This is a genomic window from Rathayibacter festucae DSM 15932 (assembly GCF_004011135.1).
In the GTDB taxonomy this organism is placed as follows: domain Bacteria; phylum Actinomycetota; class Actinomycetes; order Actinomycetales; family Microbacteriaceae; genus Rathayibacter; species Rathayibacter festucae.
On sequence record NZ_CP028137.1, the window covers coordinates 1,551,576 to 1,574,158 of the forward strand.

Consider the following 22,583-nt stretch of genomic DNA (forward strand, 5'->3'; position numbering starts at 1 on the left):
GCCGCTGGGCGGGGCCGCCGCCGGGCCCCGCTCACCCGAGCAGGTCGAGGCCGCCCTCGGTCACGACGGCCCGCACCTCGGTCAGGTAGCGCCGGGCCTGCTCGGTGAGGGGGATGGCGGAGTGCCCGATCCAGCCGATCTCGATGCGCTCGTCGACGTCGAGCGGGACGGCGACGATGGCCGGGTCGAGGTCGTCGCTGATGATCCCGGTCGAGATGGTGTAGCCGTCGAGGCCGATCATGAGGTTGAAGATCGTCGCCCGGTCGGACACCCGGATCTCCCGGTCGCTCGACAGCGTGGACAGGATCTCCTCGGCGAAGTAGAAGGAGTTGTCCGCCCCCTGGTCGAAGGTGAGCCGCGGCAGATCGGCGAGGTCGGCGAGGGTGACCCGCTCGCGCGAGGCCAGCGGGTTCCTCCGCGAGACGAAGATGTGCGGCAGGGCGAGGAAGAGGGGATGGAAGGCGAGCCCCGCGTCCCGGAGGATCTTGTCGATGACGTCCCGGTTGAAGTCGTTCCGGTACAGGATCCCCAGCTCGCTGCGGAGAGTGCGGACGTCCTCGATGATGTCGCGGGTGCGGGTCTCGCGCAGCGAGAACTCGTACTTCTCCCCCTCCGTGCTCCGGACCATCCGCACGAACGCGTCGACGGCGAACGAGTAGTGCTGCGTGGACACCCCGAGCAGGCGACGCGACGGCGGCCGCCCCAGGTAGCGCTGCTCGAGGAGCGCCACCTGCTCGATGACCTGCCGGGCGTAGCCGAGGAACTCGGTCCCCTCGGTGGTCAGAGTGACGCCGCGCGCGAAGCGGACGAGGAGGGCTCGTCCCACGCGGGTCTCGAGGTCCTTCATCGCCGCGGACATGGTCGGCTGGGCGACGTAGAGCAGATCGGCGGCGGCGGAGATCGACCCCTCGGAGGCGACCTCGACGAAGTAGTGCAGCTGCTGGAGCGAGATCCCGCCCGTTCGACGTGCCATAGGACGGGACTATACCTCGGCATAGTCGCGCCGGATTCTTCGATGCCTCCCGGTGACGGGCACTCTGGTCCCGCACGCTTCCACCAGGGCCGGTGCGGCCTGCTGATCATCGGATTGGGCGCTCATGGCGAACGACGTCACCTTCAGGATCACCACGACCTGCTTCGACGAGCACTACTCGCCGTCGTCGAGCTCCCGGGCCACCACGAACTTCGCCAACCTCGCCCGGGGCGAGCACCGCCGGCAGAACCTCCGCAACGCCCTGACGATGATCGACCGCCGGTTCAACGACCTCGCCCACTGGGACAACCCCGGCCGGGACCGCTACACCGTCGAGCTCGAGATCGTCTCGGTCGAGGTGCGGTTCCCCGCCGAGGAGGCGGTCCGCGACTTCCCTCTCCTCGAGGTCCTCGACGTCACGATCTGCGACACGCTGACCGGTGTGCGCCACCACGGGATCGTCGGCAACAACTTCTCGTCCTACGTCCGCGACTTCGACTTCAGCGTGCGGCTGCCGGCCGCGAACAAGGGCGCGACGGAGTTCACCGTTCCGGACGACTTCGGCGATCTGCACGGCGCTCTGTTCCAGAGCTTCCTCGACTCCGACGCCTACCGGGAGCGCTTCTCGGCGCCGCCCGTCATCTGCATCAGCGTGTCGACGAGCAGGACCTACCACCGGACCTCGAACCACCACCCGATCCTCGGCGTCGAGTACCGGCAGGACGAGCGGTCCCTGACCGACGAGTACTTCGGCCGCATGGGACTGCAGGTCCGGTACTTCCTGGCGCCCGGCTCCGTCGCGCCGCTCGCGTACTACTTCCGCGGCGACCTGCTCAACGACCACTCGAACCTCCAGCTGGCCGGCACGATCAGCACGATGGAGACGTTCCAGAAGATCTACCGCCCGGAGATCTACAACACGAACTCCGCGGCGGCGGACGTCTTCCGGCCGAGCCTGCAGCAGCAGGACTACTCGCGGACGCAGATCGACTACGACCGCGCCGAACGCGATCGGCTCGCCGTCGAGCAGGGCGCCTACACGGCCGAGCACTTCATCGAGCCGCACCGGGACCTGCTGGACGCCTGGGTGTCGCAGCACCGGACCCCCGCCCGCTGATCAGAGAAGGACAGCCACCCGTGAACACTCTCCTGCCCACCTCCATCGCCGGCAGCCTGCCCAAGCCCTCCTGGCTCGCCGAGCCGGAGACCCTGTGGTCCCCCTGGAAGCTCGAGGGCGACGAGCTGGTCGAGGGCAAGCAGGACGCCCTGCGCATCGCCGCCCACGAGCAGCACCGGCGCGGCATCGACATCATCAGCGACGGCGAGCAGACCCGGCAGCACTTCGTCACGACCTTCATCGAGCACCTCGCCGGAGTGGACCACGTGAACCGCGAGACGGTGCGGATCCGGGACCGCTACGACGCGAGCGTGCCGACCGTCGTCGGCGCCGTGAGCCGCGAGCGGCCCGTGTTCGTCGATGACGCGAGGTTCCTCCGCCGGCACACGTCGCAGCCGATCAAGTGGGCCCTCCCCGGTCCGATGACCATGATCGACACCCTAGCCGACCGCTACTACGGGAGCCGGGAGGAGCTGGCCTGGGAGTTCGCGGCGATCCTCAACCAGGAGGCGCGGGAGCTCGAGGCCGCGGGCGTCGACATCGTCCAGTTCGACGAGCCGGCCTTCAACGTCTTCCACGACGACGTCCGGAACTGGGGGGTCGCCGTCCTGGAGCGGGCGGCGGAGGGGCTGCGCGCCCAGACGGCCGTGCACATCTGCTACGGCTACGGCATCAAGGCCAACACCGACTGGAAGCAGACCCTCGGACCGGAGTGGCGCCAGTACGAGACGTCGTTCCCGCTCCTGCAGCGCTCCACGATCGACATCGTGTCGCTGGAGTGCCACCACTCCCGTGTCCCGATGGAGCTCATCGAGCTCCTCCGCGGCAAGAAGGTCATGCTCGGCGCGATCGACGTGGCGAGCGAGACCGTCGAGACCCCGGAGGAGGTCGCCGACACCCTCCGCAAGGCCCTCCGCTTCGTCGACGCGGCGGACCTCCTGCCGAGCTCGAACTGCGGCCTGGCTCCCCTGCCCCGCGGGGTCGCCCTCGGGAAGCTGAGCGCGCTGACCGCCGGTGCGGCGATCGTCCGCGCGGAGCTCGCCGGCTCGGCGGCCTGACCGCAGCGGCGGCGTTTCGTCGACGGTGGTTCACGCGACACCCGCGCTGACCTGGGGATCGCGGATTCGTCGGCGATGCCGGTCCAGATGAGGGAGTCGACAGCATCGTGGTCTGCCCTGACGGTTCAGGGTTCCCTCGGGGCGTCAGGCTGCGGGGGTGATGCGGAGGGTGGTCTCGGTGGCGAGGTCGCTGGTGATGGCCTGCACCGGGCCGCCGTTGCCGTACTTGGCACGGTAGGCGCGGTCGATCTCGGCGTCGTGGTCGTGGTCGATCGTGAAGTCGACGTCCTTCGCGACGCCACCCGCCTCGACCCTGCCCGTCCACGTCGACTCGACGCCGCGGAACCAGCCGCCGTCGGGTCCGTAGACGGAGCGGGCGTAGATCGCGTCGCCGACGCGAACCGCCCAGATGATCACGAGGCGGCGCAGGGTGCCGTCCTTCCGGCGTCCGGCGATGCGCAGCTCGCTCGCGCGGCCGATGCGCTCGAGCTCGTCCTGAGTCCAGGTCATGGTGTGCTCCTCTTCTTCGGCAGTCTCGTCGGCGGTAGTGGGGACGGTGGCGCCGAGCCGTTGCCGGCGCCACCGTCCGGTGCGCTCAGCCCAGGCGGCCGGCGCGCATAGCGGCGATGACGCCGCCGTCGATCAGCAGGTCGGAGCCGGTGATGAAGGCTCCCTGCGGTCCCATGATGAGCGCGGCGACGTCGGCGACGTCGGTGGGTGTACCCATGCGGCCCGCCGCGGAGGTGCTGATCATCGCGGCGTAGCCGGCGGCGTTGGGGCCGGACATCTCGTCCTGCGCGAGCGGGGTGGAGATGATGCCGGGGCTCATGCAGTTCACGCGGGCGCCGCGGTCACCCCAGGTGACGGCCGAGCCCTGCACGCGCAGCGCGTTCGCACGCTTGGCGAGCGTGTACGCCGCGCCGGAGTTCCCGACCTTCTCGGGGGCGAGGAAGTCGAGCTCGAGCAGCTCCGCGGTGGGGGTGCAGGCGAGGGCGTGCTCGATCTCCTTCGAGTAGCCGTCGCCCATGTGGCCGGCCATGCTCGCGATGACCAGGCCCGAGCCTCCCGGTGCGATGACGCGGCCGAACTCCTCGAGGACGTACGCGGTGCCGAGCAGGTCGACGTGCAGCACGCGCTCGGTGCTGGCCTGCACCGGCGAGACACCGGCGGCGATGACGACCCTCGTCACGTCGCCGAGGGCGGCGGCGTCGTCGGCGAGCTTCGCGACCGAGTCCTTGTCCGAGATGTCGATGCGGTGCGTGGAGAGGTCGTAGCCCTCGCCGCGGAGGATGTCCGCGACGCCGGCCATGGTCTGCTCGTTGAAGTCCGCGAGGATCACGTGACGGCCGACGCCGACGCGACGCCCGATGGCGACGCCGATGCTGCCGGAGCCGATGATGACGGCGATCTCCTGAGTCATGGTGCTTCTTCTTCCTGTCGTGGATGGTTCGAAGGGGTCAGTAGGTGATGGAGCGGGAGCGGACGACCCGCCAGGCGCCGTCGATGCGGGCGCAGTCCGCCAGCGATTCGAGTGGCCACGTGGCGCGGCTGCCCCGGATCGTGGCGTCGACGTGCGCGCGGGAGAGGACTCGGGCGCGATCGCCGGAGCTGTCGAGTGCGACTCTCGCCGACTCCTCGCGGATGCCGTGGTACCGCATCCGCCCTGACGCGATCTGCGCGAGCCAGTCCTGTCGGCTCTGCTCGTCGCCGGTGATGTGCACGGCGACGAAGTCCTTCGCGAGAACTGCGGCGAGCCGCTCGGTGCTCGCGGCGACCATCGCGTCGTGCTGCTCGTGCAGCAGATCGAGGAGTTCGTCCTCGGCGTCGGGCTTCTCGGTGGTCATCGTCGCTCCTCGGAGTGGATCGGGATCAGAAGTAGGTGGGCTGACGAGGGGCGTAGTGCTCCTCCAAGGCCGCGACTTCCGAGTCGGTCAGCTCGATCTCGAATGCGGCGGCGGCGTCCGTGAGGTGGTGCTCCTTGGTCGAACCGACGATCGGAGCGGTGACCACGGGGTTGCGCAGCACCCAGGCGAGGGCGATGGTCGCCATGGCCACTCCGCGCTCGGCGGCGATGCGCTGGACGGCGTCGACCGTGCCCTTGTCGCTGTCGAGGAACAGCGGGCGTCCTGCGAAGTCGACGGCGGGGTTGGAGTCGGATCGCTCGGTGCCGCCGGCACCCCAGGGGCGGGCGACTCGGCCCGCGGCGAGGGGGCTCCAGGGTAGGGAGCCGACGCCCTGGTCGGCGAGCAGGCCGAACATCTCGCGCTCCTCCTCGCGCATGAGGAGGCTGTACTGGTCCTGCATCGAGACGAAGCGGGTCCAGCCGTTCAGGTCGGCGGTCGACTGCAGCTTCGCGAACTGCCAGGCGTACATCGACGAGGCGCCGAGGTAGCGGACCTTGCCGGCCTTGACGACGTCGTGCAGCGCCTCCATCGTCTCCTCGACCGGGGTCTCGGGGTCGAAGCGGTGGATCTGGTACAGGTCGACGTAGTCGGTTCCCAGGCGCGTCAGCGAGGCGTCGATCTGCTCGAGGATCGCCTTGCGGCTGAGGCCGGAGCCGCCGGGGCCCTCGTGCATCGTGGAGAAGAGCTTGGTGGCGAGGACGATGCTCTCGCGGTCGCTGTACTCGGTGATCGCCTTGCCGACGATCTCCTCGCTGCTGCCGAGGCCGTAGATGTTCGCGGTGTCCCAGAAGGTGATGCCGAGCTCGACGGCGGTGCGGAACACCGGCTCCGCGGCGTCGTGGTCGAGGGCCCACGGCATGCGGGAGGTGTCGCCGAAGCTCATGCAGCCCAGGGCGAGGCGGCTGACGGTCAGACCGGAGGATCCGAGTCGGGTGTAATCCATGGTGTCTCCTTGCGTCGGTGGTGCGGGTGGGGTCAGAAGTGGACGGGGGAGCCGGCGGTCGGGGTCTGCTCGGCGTCCGCGGTCGAGCCGGAGTCGCTGCGGTCGCCCTCGATGACGAGGAACGCGACGGCCGCGGCGAGCACGAGGATCCCGGAGGCGATCCAGAACGCGGCGCTGTATCCGGCGACCGAGGCCGCCGAGGCGGTGCCGGTGCCTGCCGCGAGGACGCTCGCGGTGGCGCCGGCGGCGATCGCGCTCATCAGCGCCGTGCCGACGGAGCCGCCGACCTGCTGCGACGTGTTGACGAGGGCCGAGGCGACGCCGGCGTCCTGCGCCCGGACGCCGGAGGTCGCGGTCGTGATCGAGCAGATGAGCGCGGTGCCGATGCCCAGGCCGATCAGGATCGCGCCGGGCACGACGACCGTGACGTAGTCGTTGTCGGTCGTGATCCTGGTGAGCCAGGCCATGCCGATCGCGGCGACGAGGTAGCCGGCGCCCATCACGATGCGGACGGGGAAGCGGGCCGCGAGGCGGGCGCCGATGACCGTGGTGCCGAGCACGAGGCAGGCGACGAGGGGCAGGAACGCGAAGCCGCTGGCCAGAGGCGAGAAGCCGAGGACCTGCTGGAAGTAGAAGATGAGGAAGAGGAACTGGGTGAAGTTCGCCGCCATCGCGAGAGCGGCCGAGAGGTAGGCGCCTCCGCGGTCGCGGTCCGCGACCACGTGCAGCGGCATCAGCGGCGCGGAGACCCGCGTCTGGCTGTAGACGAAGACGACCAGCACGACGACCGCGACCGCGAACGTCACCAGGGTCGTCGGGGCGGCCCAGCCGCTCTGCTCCGCGAGGGTGAACCCGTAGACGAGGGCCGCGAGCCCGACGGAGGCGAGAACGGTGCCGATCACGTCGAGCCGGTCGCGGTTGCGTGCAGCCCGGTCGTCGTGGATGACGAGCGCGGCGCCGATGACGGCGACGATCGCGAAGACGACGTTAACGTAGAGCGTCCAGCGCCAGGTCGCGAACTCGGTGAGCACGCCGCCCAGCAGCAGTCCGATCGCTCCGCCGGCACCGGCGATCGCCGAGAACACGCCGAACGCAGTCACCCGCTCACGGCCGGAGGGGAACGCGAGGGACAGCAGTGACAGCGCTGCGGGCGCGAGCAGCGCCGCGAAGACGCCCTGCAGCACCCGCGCGGTCAGCAGCACGCCGATGCTCGGGGCGAGCCCGCCGAGGACGGAGGCGAGACCGAAGCCGACCAGACCGATGAGGAAGGAGCGCTTGCGCCCCCACAGGTCGCCGGCGCGGCCGCCGAGCAGCAGGAGGGCGCCGAAGGCGAGGCTGTACGCGGTGACGACCCACTGGCGCAGGGCGTCGTCGAAGCCGAGGTCGAGCTGCGCGTCCGGCAGGGCGATGTTCACGATCGACGCGTCGAGCACGACCATGAGCTGGGCCAGCGAGATCACGACGAGCGCGATCCAGCGCTGCCGTCCCGCGGCGGGTGAAGAGGAGGTGTCGGTCATCAGGGCTCTCTCGAGGGGGTCGGTCAGTTACTCCTCGAGTGAAGCGCCGACACCCAGAGGCAGGCAGTGACGGGTCTTACCGGTAACGCCCGTACCTGTCACGACGGCGCTGTCGCGCCTACCGTCGAAGACGTGACGAATGACGATGTGCACGACTTCCTCCGCTCCCGCCGCGCGAGGATCACCCCCGAGATGGTCGGCCTCTCCCCCGGCGGCGGCACCCGCCGCGTGCCGGGCCTGCGCCGCGAGGAGGTCGCCCTGCTCGCCGGGATCAGCGTCGACTACTACAACCGCTTCGAGCGCGGCAACCTCGCCGGCGCCTCCGAGAGCGTCCTCGACTCCCTCGCCCGCGCCCTGCGCCTGGACGACGCCGAGCGCGCCCATCTCTTCGACCTCGCCCGCGCCGCGAGCAGCGGACCGCGGATCGGACGCCGCCGCAGCACCCCGAAGCTGCGCGCGAGCGTCCAGCAGCTGCTCGACGGCATGACCACGATCCCCGCCTTCGTCCAGAACGGACGGCTGGACGTCCTCGGCATGAACGACCTGGCCCGCGCGCTCTACCACCGCGACGAGGACCCGGAGGCGAAGCCGCAGAACTTCGCCCGCTACCTCTTCCTCGACCCCGCCTCGATCGACGAGCTCGCCGACTGGCGCGGCATGGCCGAGGACGTCGTCGCGATCCTCCGCCAGGAGGCCGGCCGCGACCCGCACAGCACCGAACTGTCGAACCTCATCGGCGAGCTCTCCACCCGCAGCAGCGACTTCCGCAGCATGTGGGCCTCGCACCGCGTCCGCTTCCACCGCACCGGCACCAAGCAGTTCCACCACCCCGACGTCGGCGACCTCGAGCTCTCCTTCGAGGCCATGCAGCTCCCCGGCGACGACGGCCTCACCCTCATCGCCTACTCCGCTGAGCCCGGCACCCGCTCGCACGACGCCCTCGCCCTGCTCGCCTCGCTGCGCGCCACGGCTCGCCGGCAGGAGTCTCCGGCGGCGGTCCGCACGCAGGACCGCAGCTGACGCTGCACACCCGATGACTGACCCAGGCTCACGCTGAGCCCCACACACCCCCTCGACGCAAGGAGAACCCCATGGAGTACCGCCCCCTCGGACGCACCGGAGTGTCCGTCAGCCCCCTCGCCCTCGGCACGATGATGTTCGGCCCCTGGGGCAACGAGGACCGCGCCGACTCGATCCGCGTCATCCACGCCGCCCTCGACGCCGGCATCAACGTCGTCGACACCGCCGACGTCTACTCCGGCGGCGTCTCCGAGGAGATCGTCGGCGAGGCACTCCAGGGCCGCCGCGACGACGTCGTCCTCGCCACCAAGTTCTTCATGCCGATGGGAGACGGACCCAACCGCTCCGGCGGCTCGCGGAAGTACATCCTGCGCGCCGTCGAGGACTCGCTGCGACGCCTGCGGACCGACTACATCGACCTCTACCAGGTGCACCGCCCGAGCCCCACGACCGACGTCGAGGAGACCCTCGGCGCGCTCACCGACCTCGTCCGCCAGGGCAAGGTCCGCTCGATCGGCTCCTCGTCCTACTCCGGCAGCCAGATCGTCGAAGCGCAGTGGGCCGCCCGCGAGCGCGGCCTCGAGCGCTTCGTCACCGAGCAACCTCCCTACTCGATCCTCGTCCGCGGTATCGAGGAAGACGTGCTGCCGACGACTCAGCGCCACGGCATGGGCACCCTCACCTACAGCCCCCTCGCCGGCGGCTGGCTCTCCGGGCGCTGGCGCAAGGACGCCGCAGGCACCCCCACCTCCTCGGCCCGACCCAGCGCCCGCTTCGACATGAGCACCCCCGCCAACCAGCGCAAGCTCGACGTCGTCGAGGAGCTCGCCGTCCTCGCCGAGAGCGCCGGCATCCCGCTGATCCAGCTCGCCATCGCCTTCGTGATCCGCCACCCCGGCGTCACCTCCGCGATCATCGGCCCGCGCACGAGGGAGCAGCTCGAGTCTCAGCTGCCCGCCGCCGACGTCGTCCTCGCCGCCGAGGTCCTCGACCGCATCGACGAACTCGTCGCCCCGGGTGTCACCCTCAACCCCGACGACAACAGCTACGGCGCCACCGAGCTGACCCCCGCCGCGCGCCGACGCTGACTCCCGAGGACTCGAGGTGGCTGCCAGCAGGATCGAGCTCCTTCGCGGCAAGAAGGTCGTGCGGCCCAACTCCCCTGCCGCGGGGTCAGGCTCGGGAAGAAGACCGGCCTCACCCTGCCCGCAACTCCGTCCGGCCGGTTCGTGGGATGGACGCTCCTCGACCCGACCGATTGGAGCGCCGAGAACGTCCGCCCCCTCCGCGAGGCGGTCGCCGCAGCGATCCAGGCCGAACTCCTCGACCAGGACCGTCGCGCGGCCGCCGGAGCGATAGGACGACCGGCCGCACCAGCCCGCACACCTTCCCTGACGTCCGTCGGCCGCCGACCTGAGCGGATCAGCGCGCGTGCGCCGTCGCCAGCTCCCCCCAGTGCGTCGTCGCGCGCAGCGACAGCGCGCCGCGCTTCATCGTCCAGACCGGCCCCTTGCGGATCCCGGCGAGCCCGAGGCCGACGGCGGAGCGGCCGTGGCGCTTGGTGACGGCGTCGATGGTCGCGCCGAGGCCCTTGCTGTCGAACGCGGTGTCGAACACCTCGAGGAGGGCGTGCGAGTCCCGCGGCGACAGGTTCGTCAGGATCACGCCGGCCCGCACGTAGCGGGCGCCCTCGCGCAGCCGCGGCCGCAGCGTGCCGATCGCGGCCTTGACGATCGCCACCGGACGTCCGTGGGCACGGGGAAGCCGGCGAGGCCGCCCGCGGACTCGTACGGCGCGTCCGCGAACGGCGACGTCGACGCGAAGACGCTCATCGTCTTCGTCACCGACCCCTGCGCGCGCAGGCGGTGCGCGGCACGCTGCGCGTAGACGGAGAGCACCTGCTCCATGTCCGCGATCGTCGTCACCGGAGTAGCGAACGAGCGCGAGAAGATCAGCTGGTCCCGGACGGTGCGGGCCGCCTCGAGCGGGATGCAGTCGACCCCGCGCAGCTCGTAGACCGAGCGCTGCAGCACCACCGAGAACTTCTTCCGGATCAGCGCCGGGTCGGCGTCGCGCAGGTCCCGGATCGTGTGGATGCTCAGCTCCGCGAGGCGCTTCCCGGTGCGGCCGGCCACCCCCCACAGCTCGGTGACGTGCTGCCAGGCCATCAGTGCGTCGAGCTGCTCGGGCGTGTACCAGTCGGTGTCGCAGACCCCGCCCAGGCGCGGGTGCTTCTTCGCGCCGCCCTTGTTGACGAACTTCGCGAGCGTCTTGCTCGGCCCGAACCCCACGCACACCGGCAGGCCGACGTTCTTCGCGACGGCCGCCCGCATCGCCCGGCCGATCCGCGCCCGCTCCGCCACATCCCCGTCGACGCCGAGGAAGCTCTCGTCGATCGAGTACACCTCCTGCCAGGCCGAGTAGCGGCCCAGCAGCTCCATCACCCGCGCGGACAGCTCGCCGTACAGCTCGTAGTTGCTGGAGCGGGCGATCACCTCCGGGAGACGGCCCGAGCGGATGAGGGGCTCGACCTTGAACCAGGGCGTGCCGTTCTCGATGCCGAGCTTCTTCACCTCGTCCGAGCGGGCGACCACGCAGCCGTCGTTGTTCGAGAGGACGACGACCGGCCGCCCCTGCAGCTTCGGGTCGAACAGCCGCTCGCAGCTCACGTAGAAGCTGTTCACGTCGACCAGGCCGATCCGCCGCTCAGAGCGCACGGTGCAACCGATGCAGGCAGACGGTGACGACGCCCCAGATCTGGAGGTCGCTCAGCTCGGCGACGAGGATCGGCGGATAGTCCGGGTTCTCCGCGCGCAGCACCACTCCCCCGGGGCTCAGCTCGAGCCGCTTGACGGTCAGCTCGCCGTCGAGGATCGCGATCACGACGCTCCCGTGCATCGGGGTCAGCGAGCGGTCGACCACCAGCTCGTCGCCGTCGCTGATGCCGGCGCCGGTCATGCTCTCGCCCGAGACGCGGACGATGAACGTCGAGGTCTTGTCCCGGATCAGGTGGTCGTTGAGGTCGAGGGAGCCGTCGAAGTAGTCCTGCGCCGGCGACGGGAAGCCCGCCGCCACCGCGTCGGCGGGGACGAGGAGGGAGACGGCCACGGCGTCCCGGGCCGGGGTCGCGATGCGGTCCACCACGGTCACGCTCATTCTCGGCCCTCCTCACGGGATCGAACATGTGTTCGAATACGTCCGAGTGTAGGTCGACCCCACCGACATCGGCACCGGAGGGCCCTCGCTCGCCGCCGCCCCCGATGCGCGAGGATCGGACCCGTGGATGCGGAGCGGGTACTCGGAGACGGTCGTGCCGACGGGGTGTGGTGCCGGCTCGGCGAGCCGCTGACGGTGGCGCAGATCGCGCGCGGCGGGCCAGCCTGGCTCTGCCTGGACGCGCAGCACGGCGCCTTCGACGACGCCGCGGTCCTCGCGACCATGCGGGCGCTGGCGACCGTGAGCGAGCGGCCGCCCGTCGCCGTCCGGGTCGCCGGGCTCTCGGACCCGCTGATCGGGCGGGCTCTCGACGCCGGAGCGGACGTCGTCGTCGTCCCGATGATCGAGTCGGTCGAGGACGCGGCCGCGGCGGTCCGCGCCGCGCACTACCCGCCGCTCGGCCGGCGCAGCTGGGGTCCGATGACCGACCTCTGGGGCGCCGCGCCCCCGTCGGCCGCCGAGGCGCGGCCGGCGCTCTGGCTGATGATCGAGACGCAGACCGGCCTCGACGCCGTCGAGGAGATCCTCGCGGTGCCGGGGGTCGCCGGCGTCTTCGTCGGCCCGTTCGACCTCGCGATCGGACTCGGCCGGGAGCTGCCCGACCTGCTCGCCGCGGATGGACCCGAGGACCCGCTGCCGAGGATCGCCGCGGCCGCCCGGAACGCGGGCCTTGTCGCCGGTGCCTACGCGGGCGACCAGGAGCGCGCCCGGCAGCTGCGCGCGCTCGGCTTCCCGCGGGTCGCCGTCGCGACCGACCAGTCGCTGATCGCGCTCGGCACGGCGGCGGCGCTCGGCGCGGTGGCGGACGGCTCCGGCTGCTGAGCCTCCGAGGAAGGCGACGACGGCGATGACTACCTGCGCACCCCGAGCACCAACCCGCTCGACTCCGCCCCCTGCCTGGACCACTCGAAGCTCACCCTCGCCACGGCCACCACCGCCGCCCGCGCCTACCTCCGCAGCCACCACGACCTCGACGCCCTGAAGACCCTCACCCGCGCCGACGTGAAGTACCTCACCCGCTGCGCCTGAACACGACCCACCCGAGATGCGGCCGCCGGCACCACGCCTGCGACCGCTTCATCGCAGACAGGCCGTGGGAAACGATCAACTCGGGGTGACCGGTCACCGATCCCCATACGAGACGGACAGGCTGCTCGCTGACGACTCCCCCAGCTGATTGATGCGCCTGCCGTGACGAGCGCAGCACACTCGAGGCATGTCCTCTCGTCGTCGCCCGCGAAGCGGTGCATTTTCGAGCTCGAAGACAATCTTCATCACCGCATTGGTCATCTTGGGCGCCGCGATTCTCTCTGGCCTCGTCGTGCTGGCGCAGGGCGCCATCCAATCCGCCGTCCTGGTGGATTCGCTGCCCACGGAGAACACGGTCCGGACGCCTGAGCTCGGCGCCGCGTGGAACACCATGCTGCTCGGTCTCGGAGTCTGCGTTGTCAGCGCGACGGCCGCCATCGCCCTGGTCCTCAGCTCGCGTCGTCGCGTTGGCTGAGGTCCGATCGCGAGACGGCCCGGGTGACGTTCCCGAGCACGGCCCGGGCTTCGACCAAGCGCGGAGCACGAGATCCACCGTTGACCACGAATATCGTGAGCCTGATGACGTTTCGAACCTGGACCTACGTACTAGTAGTCGCGGTGATCAGCGCGACAGCGGCGCTCGTGATCGCGAACGTCTACAGCTTCCCGGCTCCGAACTGGTGCTGCTCCTCCTCAACACGATGTGGATCGTCGGGCTGGCCGGCACGGTTGCGTCACTGGTAGCGATCATTGTTCTCAATTACAGGCGTCACCGACGACCGCGGGCCTGAGGTTCAACCCCGCTGATCGATTCCCTTAAGGGACGGTCGATCATCCATCCGTCGCATCCTCCAAGCTGCGGACTCGGAGCGTTGAAGCACACCGCGTCGGTCTTACGCGTGGATCAGGCGGTTCCTGAGACACTGGTCGGATGATCTCGGATTCCGTCCCATGGCGCGAGCATCTTTGCCGCTCCGCGACAGCGCTCGAGAAGAGATCGAGATCGACCCGGTGGAACCAGCGGACATCTTTCCTGGTCGAGCGGGATTTGATCAACGGCATGTTCGCCATTAGGCGTTTGATGGAGTCCGCGAAGACGTCATCGAACTTGCCTCAGGAGCGAGTTTCCTGCGGCGTACATCCACTCAGCGGGCGCATACCGCGGATCTACGATCGGTGGTCCTTCTGGGAGCACTACGACATGACGTCGAGGCAGCAAACCCAGCTCACAGTGAAAGAGTTCGTATCGCTCTTCATCCACTCGTTCATCCTCGACTTCCATCCCACGTCCGCAGACGGGCCGTCGATGATCTGGGTCGTGTCAGACCGCGACCGGCACAAGCGGTTGTACTCAGTGACGTTCGAACGAGTCATCGCCCTTTTTCGTCGCGTGGGCAACGAGGACTTGGTGTTTTACGCCGGCCCGTTCGATGGCAACGCGGTACGCCTGTCTCAGCACGACATCGTGGACGCAGGTTTCTCAACCTACGATCCCTTCCCCGACGTCGCGAACTGGACCGCGCCACCAACAGCGCTCCAAGTTGCTTTCCCAGCACTCGATTGGCCCCCGCCGCGGACCGACGAGCGCTGAGCTCTGCTTGATGTCCATCACCTGAACCTCTGCCCGCTGGGAGGCCGCCGGCGCTTCGACGCTGAAACTCTCCACGCCGACGGGCCGAGGGTGCATGCCCAGGTTGCTCGGTCAGCCGGTCGGCAAGCGACGCGAAGCCCAGTGGTAACACCGCCATGAAGCGCCGAGATCCACAGGCGACGTCGCCGGAGGCGACGGCGGTGAATCGCGTCCGGTGAGCCACCCCCTTTCGGGACGCACCATCAGCGGAACTCGACGCTGCTCAGGATCAGTGGATGAGGGCTGCGGCGGAGAGGTCGGTGCCGTGGCAGCGGAGTGGAGTCGTCACGCGACCGGCTGTCCGGCGATCCAGACGGCGACCGGCCGGGTCAGGACGGAGACGTCGCTCACGGGGTCGCCGTCGACGAGAAGCAGGTCCGCGCGTCGGCCGACGGCGACGACTCCCCGGTCGGCGAGGCCGAGCGCGGAAGCGGCTCCGCTCGTCGCGGCGCGGACCGCGTCGACAGCGGAGAGACCGGCCTGACGGAGGAGGCCGAGCTCGGTATGCAGGGACGCGCCGTGCGGGACGGGGGCGAACGGGCTCTCATTGGCGTCGGTACCGGCGACGATCCGGACGCCCGCGGCGTGCATCCGGCGCACGCTCTCGACGGCGTTGCCGATCGCCGCGTCGGCGCGGTCGCCGAGGCGGGCGCGGGCCATGACCTGCATCATCATCAGGGTCGGCGACGCGATCGTCCCCTGCGCGAGCATCCTTGCGGCGGTCTCCTCCGGCAGCGGCCGATCGAGGGGCGCGTGGGTGAGGACGTCCACGCCGGCGTCGAGACCGCGCGAGAACGCGTTCGCGGTCACGACGTGCGCCACGGTCGTCCAGCCGCGGCGGTGGGCGCCTTCGACGAGAGCGGTGATCGTCGGGACGTCGAGGGCGGGGACGTCGGTCGCGTCCGGGTCCTCGATGATGATCTTGATCAGGTCGGAGCCGTTGTCGCTCCGCCAGGTGAGGAACCGCTCGGCGTCCGCCGCGCCGGTGACCGCGCTCTCCTCGGGGTTCCCCATCAGCGCGATCTGAGTGCTGCCCGGCGCCGAGGCGGCCGAGCCGGCGCTCCGCAGCGACGGGGCACCCCGCTGCATCCGCTGCTCGGCGACGAGACTGTCGGGATGCGTGCCGAGGTCGATCATCGTCGTCACGCCCGCGCGGGCAGCGGACTCGAGCGCGCCGCGCGAGCCGAGGTGAACATGCGTGTCGATCAGCCCGGGCACGAGGAACCGGCCCGCCCCGTCGATGACGTCGCCGAGCGCGACCCCGCTGCCCGAGCGGCGGATGCCGCGGATCGTGCCGTCGAACTCGACGTCCACCGCTCCCCCGGGAAGCGAGGGGTCGAGAGCGGCGAGGCGGACATCGACGAGAGTGACGGTCAGGAGGGGTGCTCCTTCGATTCGAGGACGGTCAGCGGCTCTGGACGGGCAGCTGGAGGGAGGAGGCGTGCTCGCCGCCGGTGTGGACGATGTGCTGCCCGGCGTTCGCACCGACGTACTCGCGGATGCCGGGCATGAGGGTGCCCATCAGGTTGCGCGAGCTGATGACGAAGCGCAGCTGCTCCCCCGGGTGGAAGAGCAGGCCGAGCGGCAGCAGGTCGATCTCGACCTCGGCGATCTCGCCGTCGGCGAGCTTCTCGACGCGGTCGAAGGCGTGCGCGGGGACGTCGTCGGTCGTGAGCGCCGGGTCCAGGCGGCGGGCCGAGACGCGCAGGCGTCCGTCGGAGCCCTTGTAGCGGAGGATCGTGGCGCCGTGGTCGGTGAGGTCGTGCGCCCGGGCGGTGCGGTTCGCCACGGTGAACGCCTGCAGCGGGGTGCCGTGCGCGTCGAGCTTCTGCACGAGGACGAAGAGGTCGAGGTCGTCGGAACCGCGCGCCTCGACGAACAGGTGCGCCTTCGGGTAGCCGACGAGCACCGTCTCCTCGTCGAACCGGGTCAGGAACGACACGGCGCTGGGGTTCGCGTCGACCGTGTACGCGGCCTCGACCGGAGCAGGTGGCGCGGTCGCCGTCAGCACGCGGGCTGCGCCGTCGAGGTAGTACCGCGTCGGCACGACGTCCGCGGGCGGGAACGACTCCGCCTCGAGGCCGACGCGGTCGCCGCCCTCGAGGTCGAGGAGGGAGTAGCGGACCCGGGGCGTGTGCTCCCAGCCGGAGTCCTCGCCGCGGAGGTAGTGGTCGAAGAAGCGGCGCAGATCCTCGACGTTGGCCTCGTCGTAGTAGTCGGGCCACTCCTGCGTGTTGTGGATGCGCAGCCACTTCTCCTCGGACGCGATCCGGCGCCAGGCGCGGAAGGTGCCGGCGGTGTGCAGGGTGTTGGAGTAGCTGGCGACGACGTAGGCGGGGACGGTGATCCTCTCGAACGCGGGGATCTTCTGCTCCCACAGCTCGTCGACGAGGGGGTGCGCCTCCGCCTCGGCCAGGACGTCCTCCTTGCGGTTCCTGCCGAAGAAGCTGCCGTCCTGCAGCTGCCGCGCGAAGCCGGTGTCGGGCATGCCGCCGCGGAAGACGAGGTCGCGGTAGACGTCGCTGACGCCCTCCCACGGGTTGATCGCCGCCAGGTGCGGCGGCTGCTCCGCCGCGGTGAACCACTGCGAGACCGCGAGGTAGGACGTGCCGGACATGCCGACCTTGCCGGTGCACCACTCCTGCTCGGCGAGCCACTCGATCAGGTCGTGGCAGTCGCGGCCCTCCTGGCGATCCCAGAGCACGCTGTCGCCCTCGGAGTCGACCACGCCGCGCACGTCCGGGTTGCAGATCGCGTAGCCGCGGGCGCACCAGTACGCCGGGTCCGGGCCCTCGAACTTCTCCAGCCCGGAGACGACGCCGTTGTCGAGGCCGACCAGCCCGAAGACTCCCATCACGCTGGGCGAGCTGCCCTGACCCTTCCCGTACGGGCTCCACGCGACGATCACCGGGACCGGCTCCGAGCCGACTGGGCGGAACACGTCGACGTGGATCGTCACTCCATCGCGCAGCGTCACAGCGACGTCCTTCTCGAGCACGACGTCGACCGGCAGCTCCCGGAACGGCGGGGCGAGGCGGAAGCCTGCCTCCAGGACGCGGGCACCGGGCTCGAACGCGGTGAGCACTCCGCTGCGCACGGCGGGCAGCGGGTGGGAGGCGGTGTAGATCTTCTCGGTCATGGCGTGCTCCAGGTTCTGGCGATCGTGCGGTGAGTCCTCCGTGGGCTCGCGTCGGGCCGAGCGTACGTCCGATCGGTCACGAACTCAACAGGCGTTGAGAACATGAGCACGGCGAGGTAGCGTCGGAGCATGAACGAGACTCCGCGGTCGGCACGCCCCGGTCGACGCCCCGGCTCCGCCACCACGAGGGGCGCCGTGCTGACGGCGGCTCGGGCGAGCTTCGCCGCTGACGGCTACGCCGGAACGACCATCCGCCGGATCGCGACGGATGCCGGAGTCGACCCGTCCCAGGTCATGCAGTTCTTCGGCTCGAAGGACGAGCTGTTCGCCGCGGTGATGGCGGTCCCCGCCTCCGCGCTGCACCGCTTCGACACCGCCTTCGACGGCGCCGACGAGCACCTCGGCGAGCGGGTCGTCCGCGCCTACCTCGAAGCCTTCGAGGGCGACGACGCGGAGTCGGAGCCGCTGATGGCGATGCTCCGCGGCGCCGTCACGAACGCGCAGGCGAGCGAGACCCTGCGGGACTTCATCCAGTCCCGGCTCACCCACGGCACGGCCGGCCGGGGCGAGGACGCGACGCTCCGCGCAGGCCTCGCCGCCTCGATGCTGATCGGCGTCGTCGTCGGCCGCCGCGTCGTCGGCGTGCCGGCCCTGCTCGCCGCGGATCTCCACCGGATCGTCGCCACGGTCGGACCGGTCATCCAGCAGCTGCTCGCCCGGGAGGCGACGACGGTGTGACGCTGACGCTTTCCCCGGCTCGCAAGCGTCCCGCTCACCCATCCCCATACGGACGCAAGCCGCGCAACGAGCAGAGATACATCTTTCCGGATGTCGTCCCCATCCATACCCCACGAAACCGTCGATGCTGTCGAGGATCGATTGCTAGACGCGATGCGCGCAAGTGACGTCGATGCCCCTCGCTTCAAAGCCCGGATGACGATCCCCTAACGGAACGCTGATCAGTCAACCTTTCAACGATCTGATGACGTTCGCTGTACTCCTGATGCAGGCGGCAGCACGGAGTGCTTCACTGACCCGCATGACGCACAGACGAACAGGACGAGCGACGTCTCTCGTCGCCGCGGCCGCCATCGCGCTGAGTGTCAGCGGTTGCACCGACATCACATCGAGCTCGGCAGGATCCTGCTCGCCCAAAGTGGTCGAACTTCATGAGTCATCTCTGCATCCCACCGGAGTCGTCCACCTCAGCGCCGACTTCATCTGGGAGACCTGCGAGGACACCGGAGGCACGAGCCGCGCCGCCTCAGACGTCACGGTCACCATCACCCCCTCCGCAAGCGGCGAGGAAATACTGCTTGGCCGACCGATCCCGAAGGGCGAACGGTCGACGGTCGACGCATCCTTCGACCTCCCCGCCGATCTGCAAACCGGCCCCGCCATACTCGCCCTGCGCACACACAGCGGTGACACGATCGACGTCGAACTACCGATCGACATCACCACAGCGCCCGCCACCTGAACCCAGCCTCGCGGCCGAAAAGATACGACCGGTGAGCGATCCCCCTACGGAACGGTTCAGTGGCGCCCGCGTCGCGTGTGTAGGGGACCTTGAACATCTAAATGCTCACGGTCGTCTGCACGAGTGGCGCGGTGGCGCGAAGAGTTGTGCAGGCGACCGTGAGAAACGACACCACGCCTCGAAAGCGTCCGGTGAACAACCGGCTATCGGACGCTCGCTTCGCCGAATGACGCCTCTGCATCGCGGCTTCATGGAGCGTGAGGGAGAGTCCTGGTGGAAGGCGCGGGACGATAGCCACTTGCGGCAGGCTCACCGACCGCAACGGTGCAGCCTGGTTCATCGACGTCATCGTCCTCTGGGGCTGACCGAGCAAGACACCGAGTTACTCAGTGCCCGAGCAGCATGCTGTTGCGGGCCCTGATCTGCTCCTCGGTCGCGGGGAAGTAGCTGCTGACGCCGATGTGCTCGGCGTTGTGCTGGATCTCATCGACGACCGGTCGGAGTGCCTGCTCGTAGGCGGCGAACGCCTGCTCGACATCGCCATCCGCCGCACGGAAGGCGTCGAAAAGCGCTGTGGCGCCGATTATGGCGAGCGACCCTCCCATGCCCGCGGCAGGCGATGCGCAGTAGCCGGCGTCGCCGACGAGCGCGACGTGTCCTGATGTCCACGCCGGCATCTTGATCTGGCTGAGCTTGTCGAAGTAGAAGGTCTCGACGTCCAGCGCCTGGTCGACGTGATCCGAGAACGGCGGGCCGGCCTGCAGAAGGTGCTCGCGGAGGATGCTCTTCTGCTCCTCCTCGTCGTGGTGGTCGTACGGGATCTCCTTCTCGGAGCGGAAGCCGAGAACGAGTTCGGTGGTGGAGTCGTACGAGTTCACCAGCATCGTCACGCCCGGAGAGGTCGTGATCCGAGTCGTCTGAGGGGCGATGATCAGGCTGTCGAGGGTCGCGATGGAGAAGTACGTCTGGAGGAAGTGGCTGTAGAGCGCTTCCTGACCGAAGTGCAGTCGGCGCACCGTGGAGTGATTGCCGTCGCAGCCGAACACCAGGGAGAAGTTCCTCTCGGTGCCGTCACGGAAGGTGACGCGGAGGCTCTCCTCGTCGAGCTCGTGCAGCGACGCGATGGAGTTGCTCCACAGCATCTCCACCTCGCCCTCCGTCGCCGCGGCGAGGACGTCGAGCAGATCATCACGGTGGATCTCGTAGCCGTCGCCCACCGCGTCCGCTGCGGGCGGCTCGGGGTCGATCCGTGCAATGAGGTCCCCTTCCGGCGTCGTGAACTCCGTCACGCGAGGAGCAAGTGCCTTCGCCGAGATCTGCTCGAGCAGGCCCATCCGCTCGACGATCGCGATGGTGTCGTCGCGGATATCGACCGGGGTGCCTCCTCGCTTCAGGCCGGATCCGATCTCAACGATCGTGACCTCGTAGCCGAGCCGGCGCATCCAGAGCGCCGTCGCGAGCCCCGCGAAGCTCGCTCCCGAGATGAGCACTCGCCTCTGCCTGTGCGCGTTCATCGGACATCCTCGTTCCCCGGCTCCCGCCGAATGTGTAGTGACTCGAACTTCGTCACCGTAACAGAAACTTTGAGTCACTCAACTCTTCATGGCAGACTGGAGGAATGGGGGAAGCAGGCACGGTCGTCGCGTCGGGACTTCGAGAGCGCAGGAAGCGAGAGACCCGCGCGCGCCTGGGCGACGTCGCAGCGCGGCTCTTCGCTGAGCACGGGTACGACGAGGTGTCCATCTCGGACGTCGCGCGTGCCGCTGCCGTCTCGGATCAGACGGTCTACAACTACTTCCCGACCAAGCCCGATCTCGTCTTCGATCGAGCGGACGAGGTGCTCGAGAGGATCCGAGCCGCGGTCGCCGAGCGAGGCGCCCCGCAGTCCCCGGCCGACGCGATGCGCGCCGTCGTCCTCGAGGACATCGATCGGTACGTCGAGGAGGATCCGGCCCTGGCACGAGGGGAGTTCCCCGCTCAGTGCAGACTCAGCACAGTGCTCCGGCGCCGGGCTCTGGAGTTCTACAGCGACGCCACGACCGCGGTTGCAGCGGAATTGGCTGGCACGGGGATGGACTCGATGACTCGGCGTGCTCAAGCAGCCGCACTCGTCGCGGTCGTGCAGCAGACCACCGAAGCCATCGGCGACGCGGTCCTCACCGGTGCTGATCGGGAAGCGACCCGCACGCGTTTGACGAAGGCGAGCATGGCGGCGCTCGACCATCTGTCGGCTTGGTGGCGCACGGAGCTGACCGACCAGCCGCCGTCTCGGTGATCCATCGGCTGACGGACGTTTTGGGTGGTGCTCCTGACCCGTCGATAGCCTGAAGCGATGGTCCTGCTGAGCCGATATCTGTTCGCGATCTCGATCACTGTTCTTCTCGGCGTCCTCATGCTCGGTGACCGCCTGCCCGAATGATGCGCGCCGGTCTCCACAGCTCTTGCAGTCGCGGGCGCCCTCGTCTTCCTGTTCTCTCTCATCGACGCCCGTCGGCGTCAGAACGACACGGACCGCCGAGCCGTCCTTCAGCAGGGCGCCGAGCCGGAAAGGCGTCGGTGATCTCCGGCTCTCCTGAGGCGCGGGTGCTCGCTCCGCGTCGTGCTCGACCTCTAGTGTCGGCAGCGATGGGCGCGCAGTGCCCCCGCTGAGGGGATCACATGTCTTCGCTCTCGCGCGGCGCCGTCCGGCGCTCGCTCGCTCTCGCCGCCGCCGTCCTGGTCGCCGCCACCGCACTCGCCACGCCCTCCGTCGCAGACCCGGACAGAGGGACCGGCACCGTCACCGGCCACCTCATCCTGGAAGGCACACCGAACACTCCGCCCCCCGCAGGCACGGAGGTGGTCACCTACAACACGTTCGATCCGATCGGCTACTCCGCGACGACCGCCGACGACGGCACCTTCACCTTCGACGGGCTGGCCGCCGGTACGTACTCCGTCAGAACGGAGTACGAAGACGGCGTCCACGTCCCGATCGACCTGGGGTCGGACACGATCCGCGACGGCACCGGTGACTCCTTCCCTCTCACAGCAGGCGGGACGCTGACTCTTCCCGACTACGTGCTCCCGATCGGCGGCTCCATCAGCGGCCACGTCGACACAGACGACGGGAAGCCGATCGTCGTGTCCGCCTACCAGGGCCCCTTTCGCGGCTACTTCTCCACGACGACCGACGCGAACGGCGACTACACCGTCGGCGGCCTCGAGCCCGCCGACTACATCATCGGCTTCGACGATCGAGGCCCTGACGCCACCTACAAGAAGTGGTGGCCCGACTCCCCCGACATGAACGGCGCGCAGACCCTCACCATCACGCGACTCGGCCAGACCATCACCGGCATCGACGGCGACCTGCGCACCGTGCGCACCAACCCGCTCGACTCCGCCCCCTGCCTGGACCGCTCGAAGCTCACCCTCGCCAAGGCCACCGCCGCCGCCCGCGCCTACCTCCGCAGCCACCACGACCTCGACGCACTGAAGACCCTCACCCGCGCCGACGTGAAGCAGTACCTCGCTCGCTGCGCCTGAGTACGTCCCGACCGAGAAGCGGCCGCCGG

General features: G+C 69.6%; 23 protein-coding genes and 1 pseudogene. 12 read left to right on the forward strand and 12 right to left on the reverse strand.

Annotated features, from left to right (window positions below):
- Positions 1 to 31: 31 nt before the first annotated feature.
- Positions 32 to 973, reverse strand: a complete 942-nt coding sequence (locus C1I64_RS07235) for a LysR family transcriptional regulator (protein WP_127886747.1) — start codon at positions 971 to 973, stop codon at positions 32 to 34.
- 124 nt (positions 974 to 1,097) lie between these two features.
- On the opposite strand from C1I64_RS07235, the gene C1I64_RS07240 reads away from it, so the two are divergent.
- Positions 1,098 to 2,090: a putative oxygenase MesX gene (locus C1I64_RS07240; RefSeq protein WP_127886748.1), complete on the forward strand. Its 993-nt coding sequence runs from the start codon at positions 1,098 to 1,100 to the stop codon at positions 2,088 to 2,090.
- 20 nt (positions 2,091 to 2,110) lie between these two features.
- Positions 2,111 to 3,148 carry a methionine synthase gene (locus C1I64_RS07245; RefSeq protein ID WP_127886749.1) on the forward strand — a complete coding sequence of 346 codons (1,038 nt, stop codon included), beginning with the start codon at positions 2,111 to 2,113 and terminating at the stop codon, positions 3,146 to 3,148.
- 144 nt (positions 3,149 to 3,292) lie between these two features.
- Here the strand turns inward: C1I64_RS07245 and C1I64_RS07250 are convergent, their stop codons facing one another.
- The 5 genes from C1I64_RS07250 to C1I64_RS07270 all read right to left on the reverse strand — a co-directional run bounded on the left by C1I64_RS07250 (position 3,293) and on the right by C1I64_RS07270 (position 7,512).
- Complete coding sequence (locus C1I64_RS07250) at positions 3,293 to 3,658, reverse strand: DUF2255 family protein (protein ID WP_127886750.1); 366 nt, start codon at positions 3,656 to 3,658, stop codon at positions 3,293 to 3,295.
- An 85-nt stretch (positions 3,659 to 3,743) separates the two neighbouring features.
- Positions 3,744 to 4,568, reverse strand: a complete 825-nt coding sequence (locus C1I64_RS07255) for an SDR family oxidoreductase (protein WP_127886751.1) — start codon at positions 4,566 to 4,568, stop codon at positions 3,744 to 3,746.
- A gap of 37 nt (positions 4,569 to 4,605) precedes the next feature.
- Positions 4,606 to 4,992 carry a nuclear transport factor 2 family protein gene (locus tag C1I64_RS07260; RefSeq protein ID WP_127886752.1) on the reverse strand — a complete coding sequence of 129 codons (387 nt, stop codon included), beginning with the start codon at positions 4,990 to 4,992 and terminating at the stop codon, positions 4,606 to 4,608.
- A 25-nt stretch (positions 4,993 to 5,017) separates the two neighbouring features.
- Positions 5,018 to 5,995 (reverse strand): aldo/keto reductase, encoded by a 978-nt coding sequence (locus C1I64_RS07265; RefSeq protein WP_127886753.1) that lies wholly within the window; start codon positions 5,993 to 5,995, stop codon positions 5,018 to 5,020.
- 32 nt (positions 5,996 to 6,027) lie between these two features.
- Positions 6,028 to 7,512 (reverse strand): MFS transporter, encoded by a 1,485-nt coding sequence (locus C1I64_RS07270; protein WP_127886754.1) that lies wholly within the window; start codon positions 7,510 to 7,512, stop codon positions 6,028 to 6,030.
- Between the two features lie 132 nt (positions 7,513 to 7,644).
- Here C1I64_RS07270 and C1I64_RS07275 point away from each other — a divergent pair, with 132 nt between their 5' ends.
- On the forward strand, positions 7,645 to 8,532 hold the full coding sequence (locus tag C1I64_RS07275) for a helix-turn-helix transcriptional regulator (protein WP_127886755.1): 888 nt from the start codon (positions 7,645 to 7,647) through the stop codon (positions 8,530 to 8,532).
- Between the two features lie 71 nt (positions 8,533 to 8,603).
- Complete coding sequence (locus tag C1I64_RS07280; RefSeq protein ID WP_127886756.1) at positions 8,604 to 9,620, forward strand: aldo/keto reductase; 1,017 nt, start codon at positions 8,604 to 8,606, stop codon at positions 9,618 to 9,620.
- Between the two features lie 334 nt (positions 9,621 to 9,954).
- Here C1I64_RS07280 and C1I64_RS20820 read toward each other — a convergent pair whose 3' ends face one another.
- The 3 genes from C1I64_RS20820 to C1I64_RS07290 are packed head-to-tail and all read right to left on the reverse strand — an operon-like array spanning position 9,955 to position 11,688.
- Entirely contained in the window at positions 9,955 to 10,272 is a 318-nt protein-coding gene (locus C1I64_RS20820; protein WP_341867819.1) for a DUF4113 domain-containing protein, read from the reverse strand.
- Positions 10,194 to 11,249 (reverse strand): Y-family DNA polymerase, encoded by a 1,056-nt coding sequence (locus C1I64_RS07285; protein WP_341867820.1) that lies wholly within the window; start codon positions 11,247 to 11,249, stop codon positions 10,194 to 10,196. Before C1I64_RS07285 ends, C1I64_RS20820 begins: the two co-directional genes overlap by 79 nt.
- Entirely contained in the window at positions 11,239 to 11,688 is a 450-nt protein-coding gene (locus tag C1I64_RS07290) for a LexA family protein (RefSeq protein WP_127886757.1), read from the reverse strand. The genes C1I64_RS07285 and C1I64_RS07290 overlap by 11 nt, the downstream gene beginning before the upstream one ends.
- A 123-nt stretch (positions 11,689 to 11,811) precedes the next feature.
- Here C1I64_RS07290 and C1I64_RS07295 point away from each other — a divergent pair, with 123 nt between their 5' ends.
- The 3 genes from C1I64_RS07295 to C1I64_RS07305 all read left to right on the forward strand — a co-directional run bounded on the left by C1I64_RS07295 (position 11,812) and on the right by C1I64_RS07305 (position 14,368).
- Complete coding sequence (locus C1I64_RS07295; RefSeq protein WP_164874476.1) at positions 11,812 to 12,570, forward strand: HpcH/HpaI aldolase family protein; 759 nt, start codon at positions 11,812 to 11,814, stop codon at positions 12,568 to 12,570.
- A 394-nt stretch (positions 12,571 to 12,964) separates the two neighbouring features.
- Positions 12,965 to 13,252: a hypothetical protein gene (locus C1I64_RS07300; protein ID WP_127886759.1), complete on the forward strand. Its 288-nt coding sequence runs from the start codon at positions 12,965 to 12,967 to the stop codon at positions 13,250 to 13,252.
- Positions 13,253 to 13,708: 456 nt separating this feature from the next.
- The gene (locus tag C1I64_RS07305; RefSeq protein WP_127886760.1) at positions 13,709 to 14,368 is read left to right on the forward strand and encodes a hypothetical protein; all 660 of its coding nucleotides are present in this window, start codon (positions 13,709 to 13,711) and stop codon (positions 14,366 to 14,368) included.
- A 324-nt stretch (positions 14,369 to 14,692) separates the two neighbouring features.
- Here C1I64_RS07305 and C1I64_RS07310 read toward each other — a convergent pair whose 3' ends face one another.
- A complete protein-coding gene (locus tag C1I64_RS07310; RefSeq protein WP_164874477.1) occupies positions 14,693 to 15,721 on the reverse strand; it encodes an amidohydrolase family protein in 1,029 nt (342 codons plus the stop codon).
- 91 nt (positions 15,722 to 15,812) lie between these two features.
- Positions 15,813 to 17,546 carry a CocE/NonD family hydrolase gene (locus tag C1I64_RS07315; protein WP_127886762.1) on the reverse strand — a complete coding sequence of 578 codons (1,734 nt, stop codon included), beginning with the start codon at positions 17,544 to 17,546 and terminating at the stop codon, positions 15,813 to 15,815.
- 129 nt (positions 17,547 to 17,675) lie between these two features.
- On the opposite strand from C1I64_RS07315, the gene C1I64_RS07320 reads away from it, so the two are divergent.
- Positions 17,676 to 18,284, forward strand: coding sequence for a TetR/AcrR family transcriptional regulator (locus C1I64_RS07320; RefSeq protein WP_127886763.1), 609 nt, complete (start codon positions 17,676 to 17,678; stop codon positions 18,282 to 18,284).
- A 301-nt stretch (positions 18,285 to 18,585) separates the two neighbouring features.
- Positions 18,586 to 19,026 carry a hypothetical protein gene (locus C1I64_RS07325; protein ID WP_127886764.1) on the forward strand — a complete coding sequence of 147 codons (441 nt, stop codon included), beginning with the start codon at positions 18,586 to 18,588 and terminating at the stop codon, positions 19,024 to 19,026.
- 386 nt (positions 19,027 to 19,412) lie between these two features.
- On the opposite strand, the gene C1I64_RS07330 is transcribed toward C1I64_RS07325, so the two are convergent.
- Positions 19,413 to 20,540, reverse strand: coding sequence for an FAD-dependent monooxygenase (locus tag C1I64_RS07330; protein ID WP_127886765.1), 1,128 nt, complete (start codon positions 20,538 to 20,540; stop codon positions 19,413 to 19,415).
- Between the two features lie 104 nt (positions 20,541 to 20,644).
- Here C1I64_RS07330 and C1I64_RS20870 point away from each other — a divergent pair.
- The 3 genes and pseudogenes from C1I64_RS20870 to C1I64_RS07340 form a co-directional block, all read left to right on the forward strand.
- A pseudogene (locus C1I64_RS20870) lies at positions 20,645 to 20,833 on the forward strand (TetR/AcrR family transcriptional regulator); the annotation flags it as partial.
- Positions 20,834 to 20,926: 93 nt separating this feature from the next.
- Entirely contained in the window at positions 20,927 to 21,301 is a 375-nt protein-coding gene (locus C1I64_RS20525) for a hypothetical protein (RefSeq protein ID WP_244209606.1), read from the forward strand.
- A 383-nt stretch (positions 21,302 to 21,684) separates the two neighbouring features.
- Entirely contained in the window at positions 21,685 to 22,554 is an 870-nt protein-coding gene (locus C1I64_RS07340) for a carboxypeptidase-like regulatory domain-containing protein (RefSeq protein WP_127886767.1), read from the forward strand.
- The last annotated feature ends 29 nt before the right edge of the window (positions 22,555 to 22,583 follow it).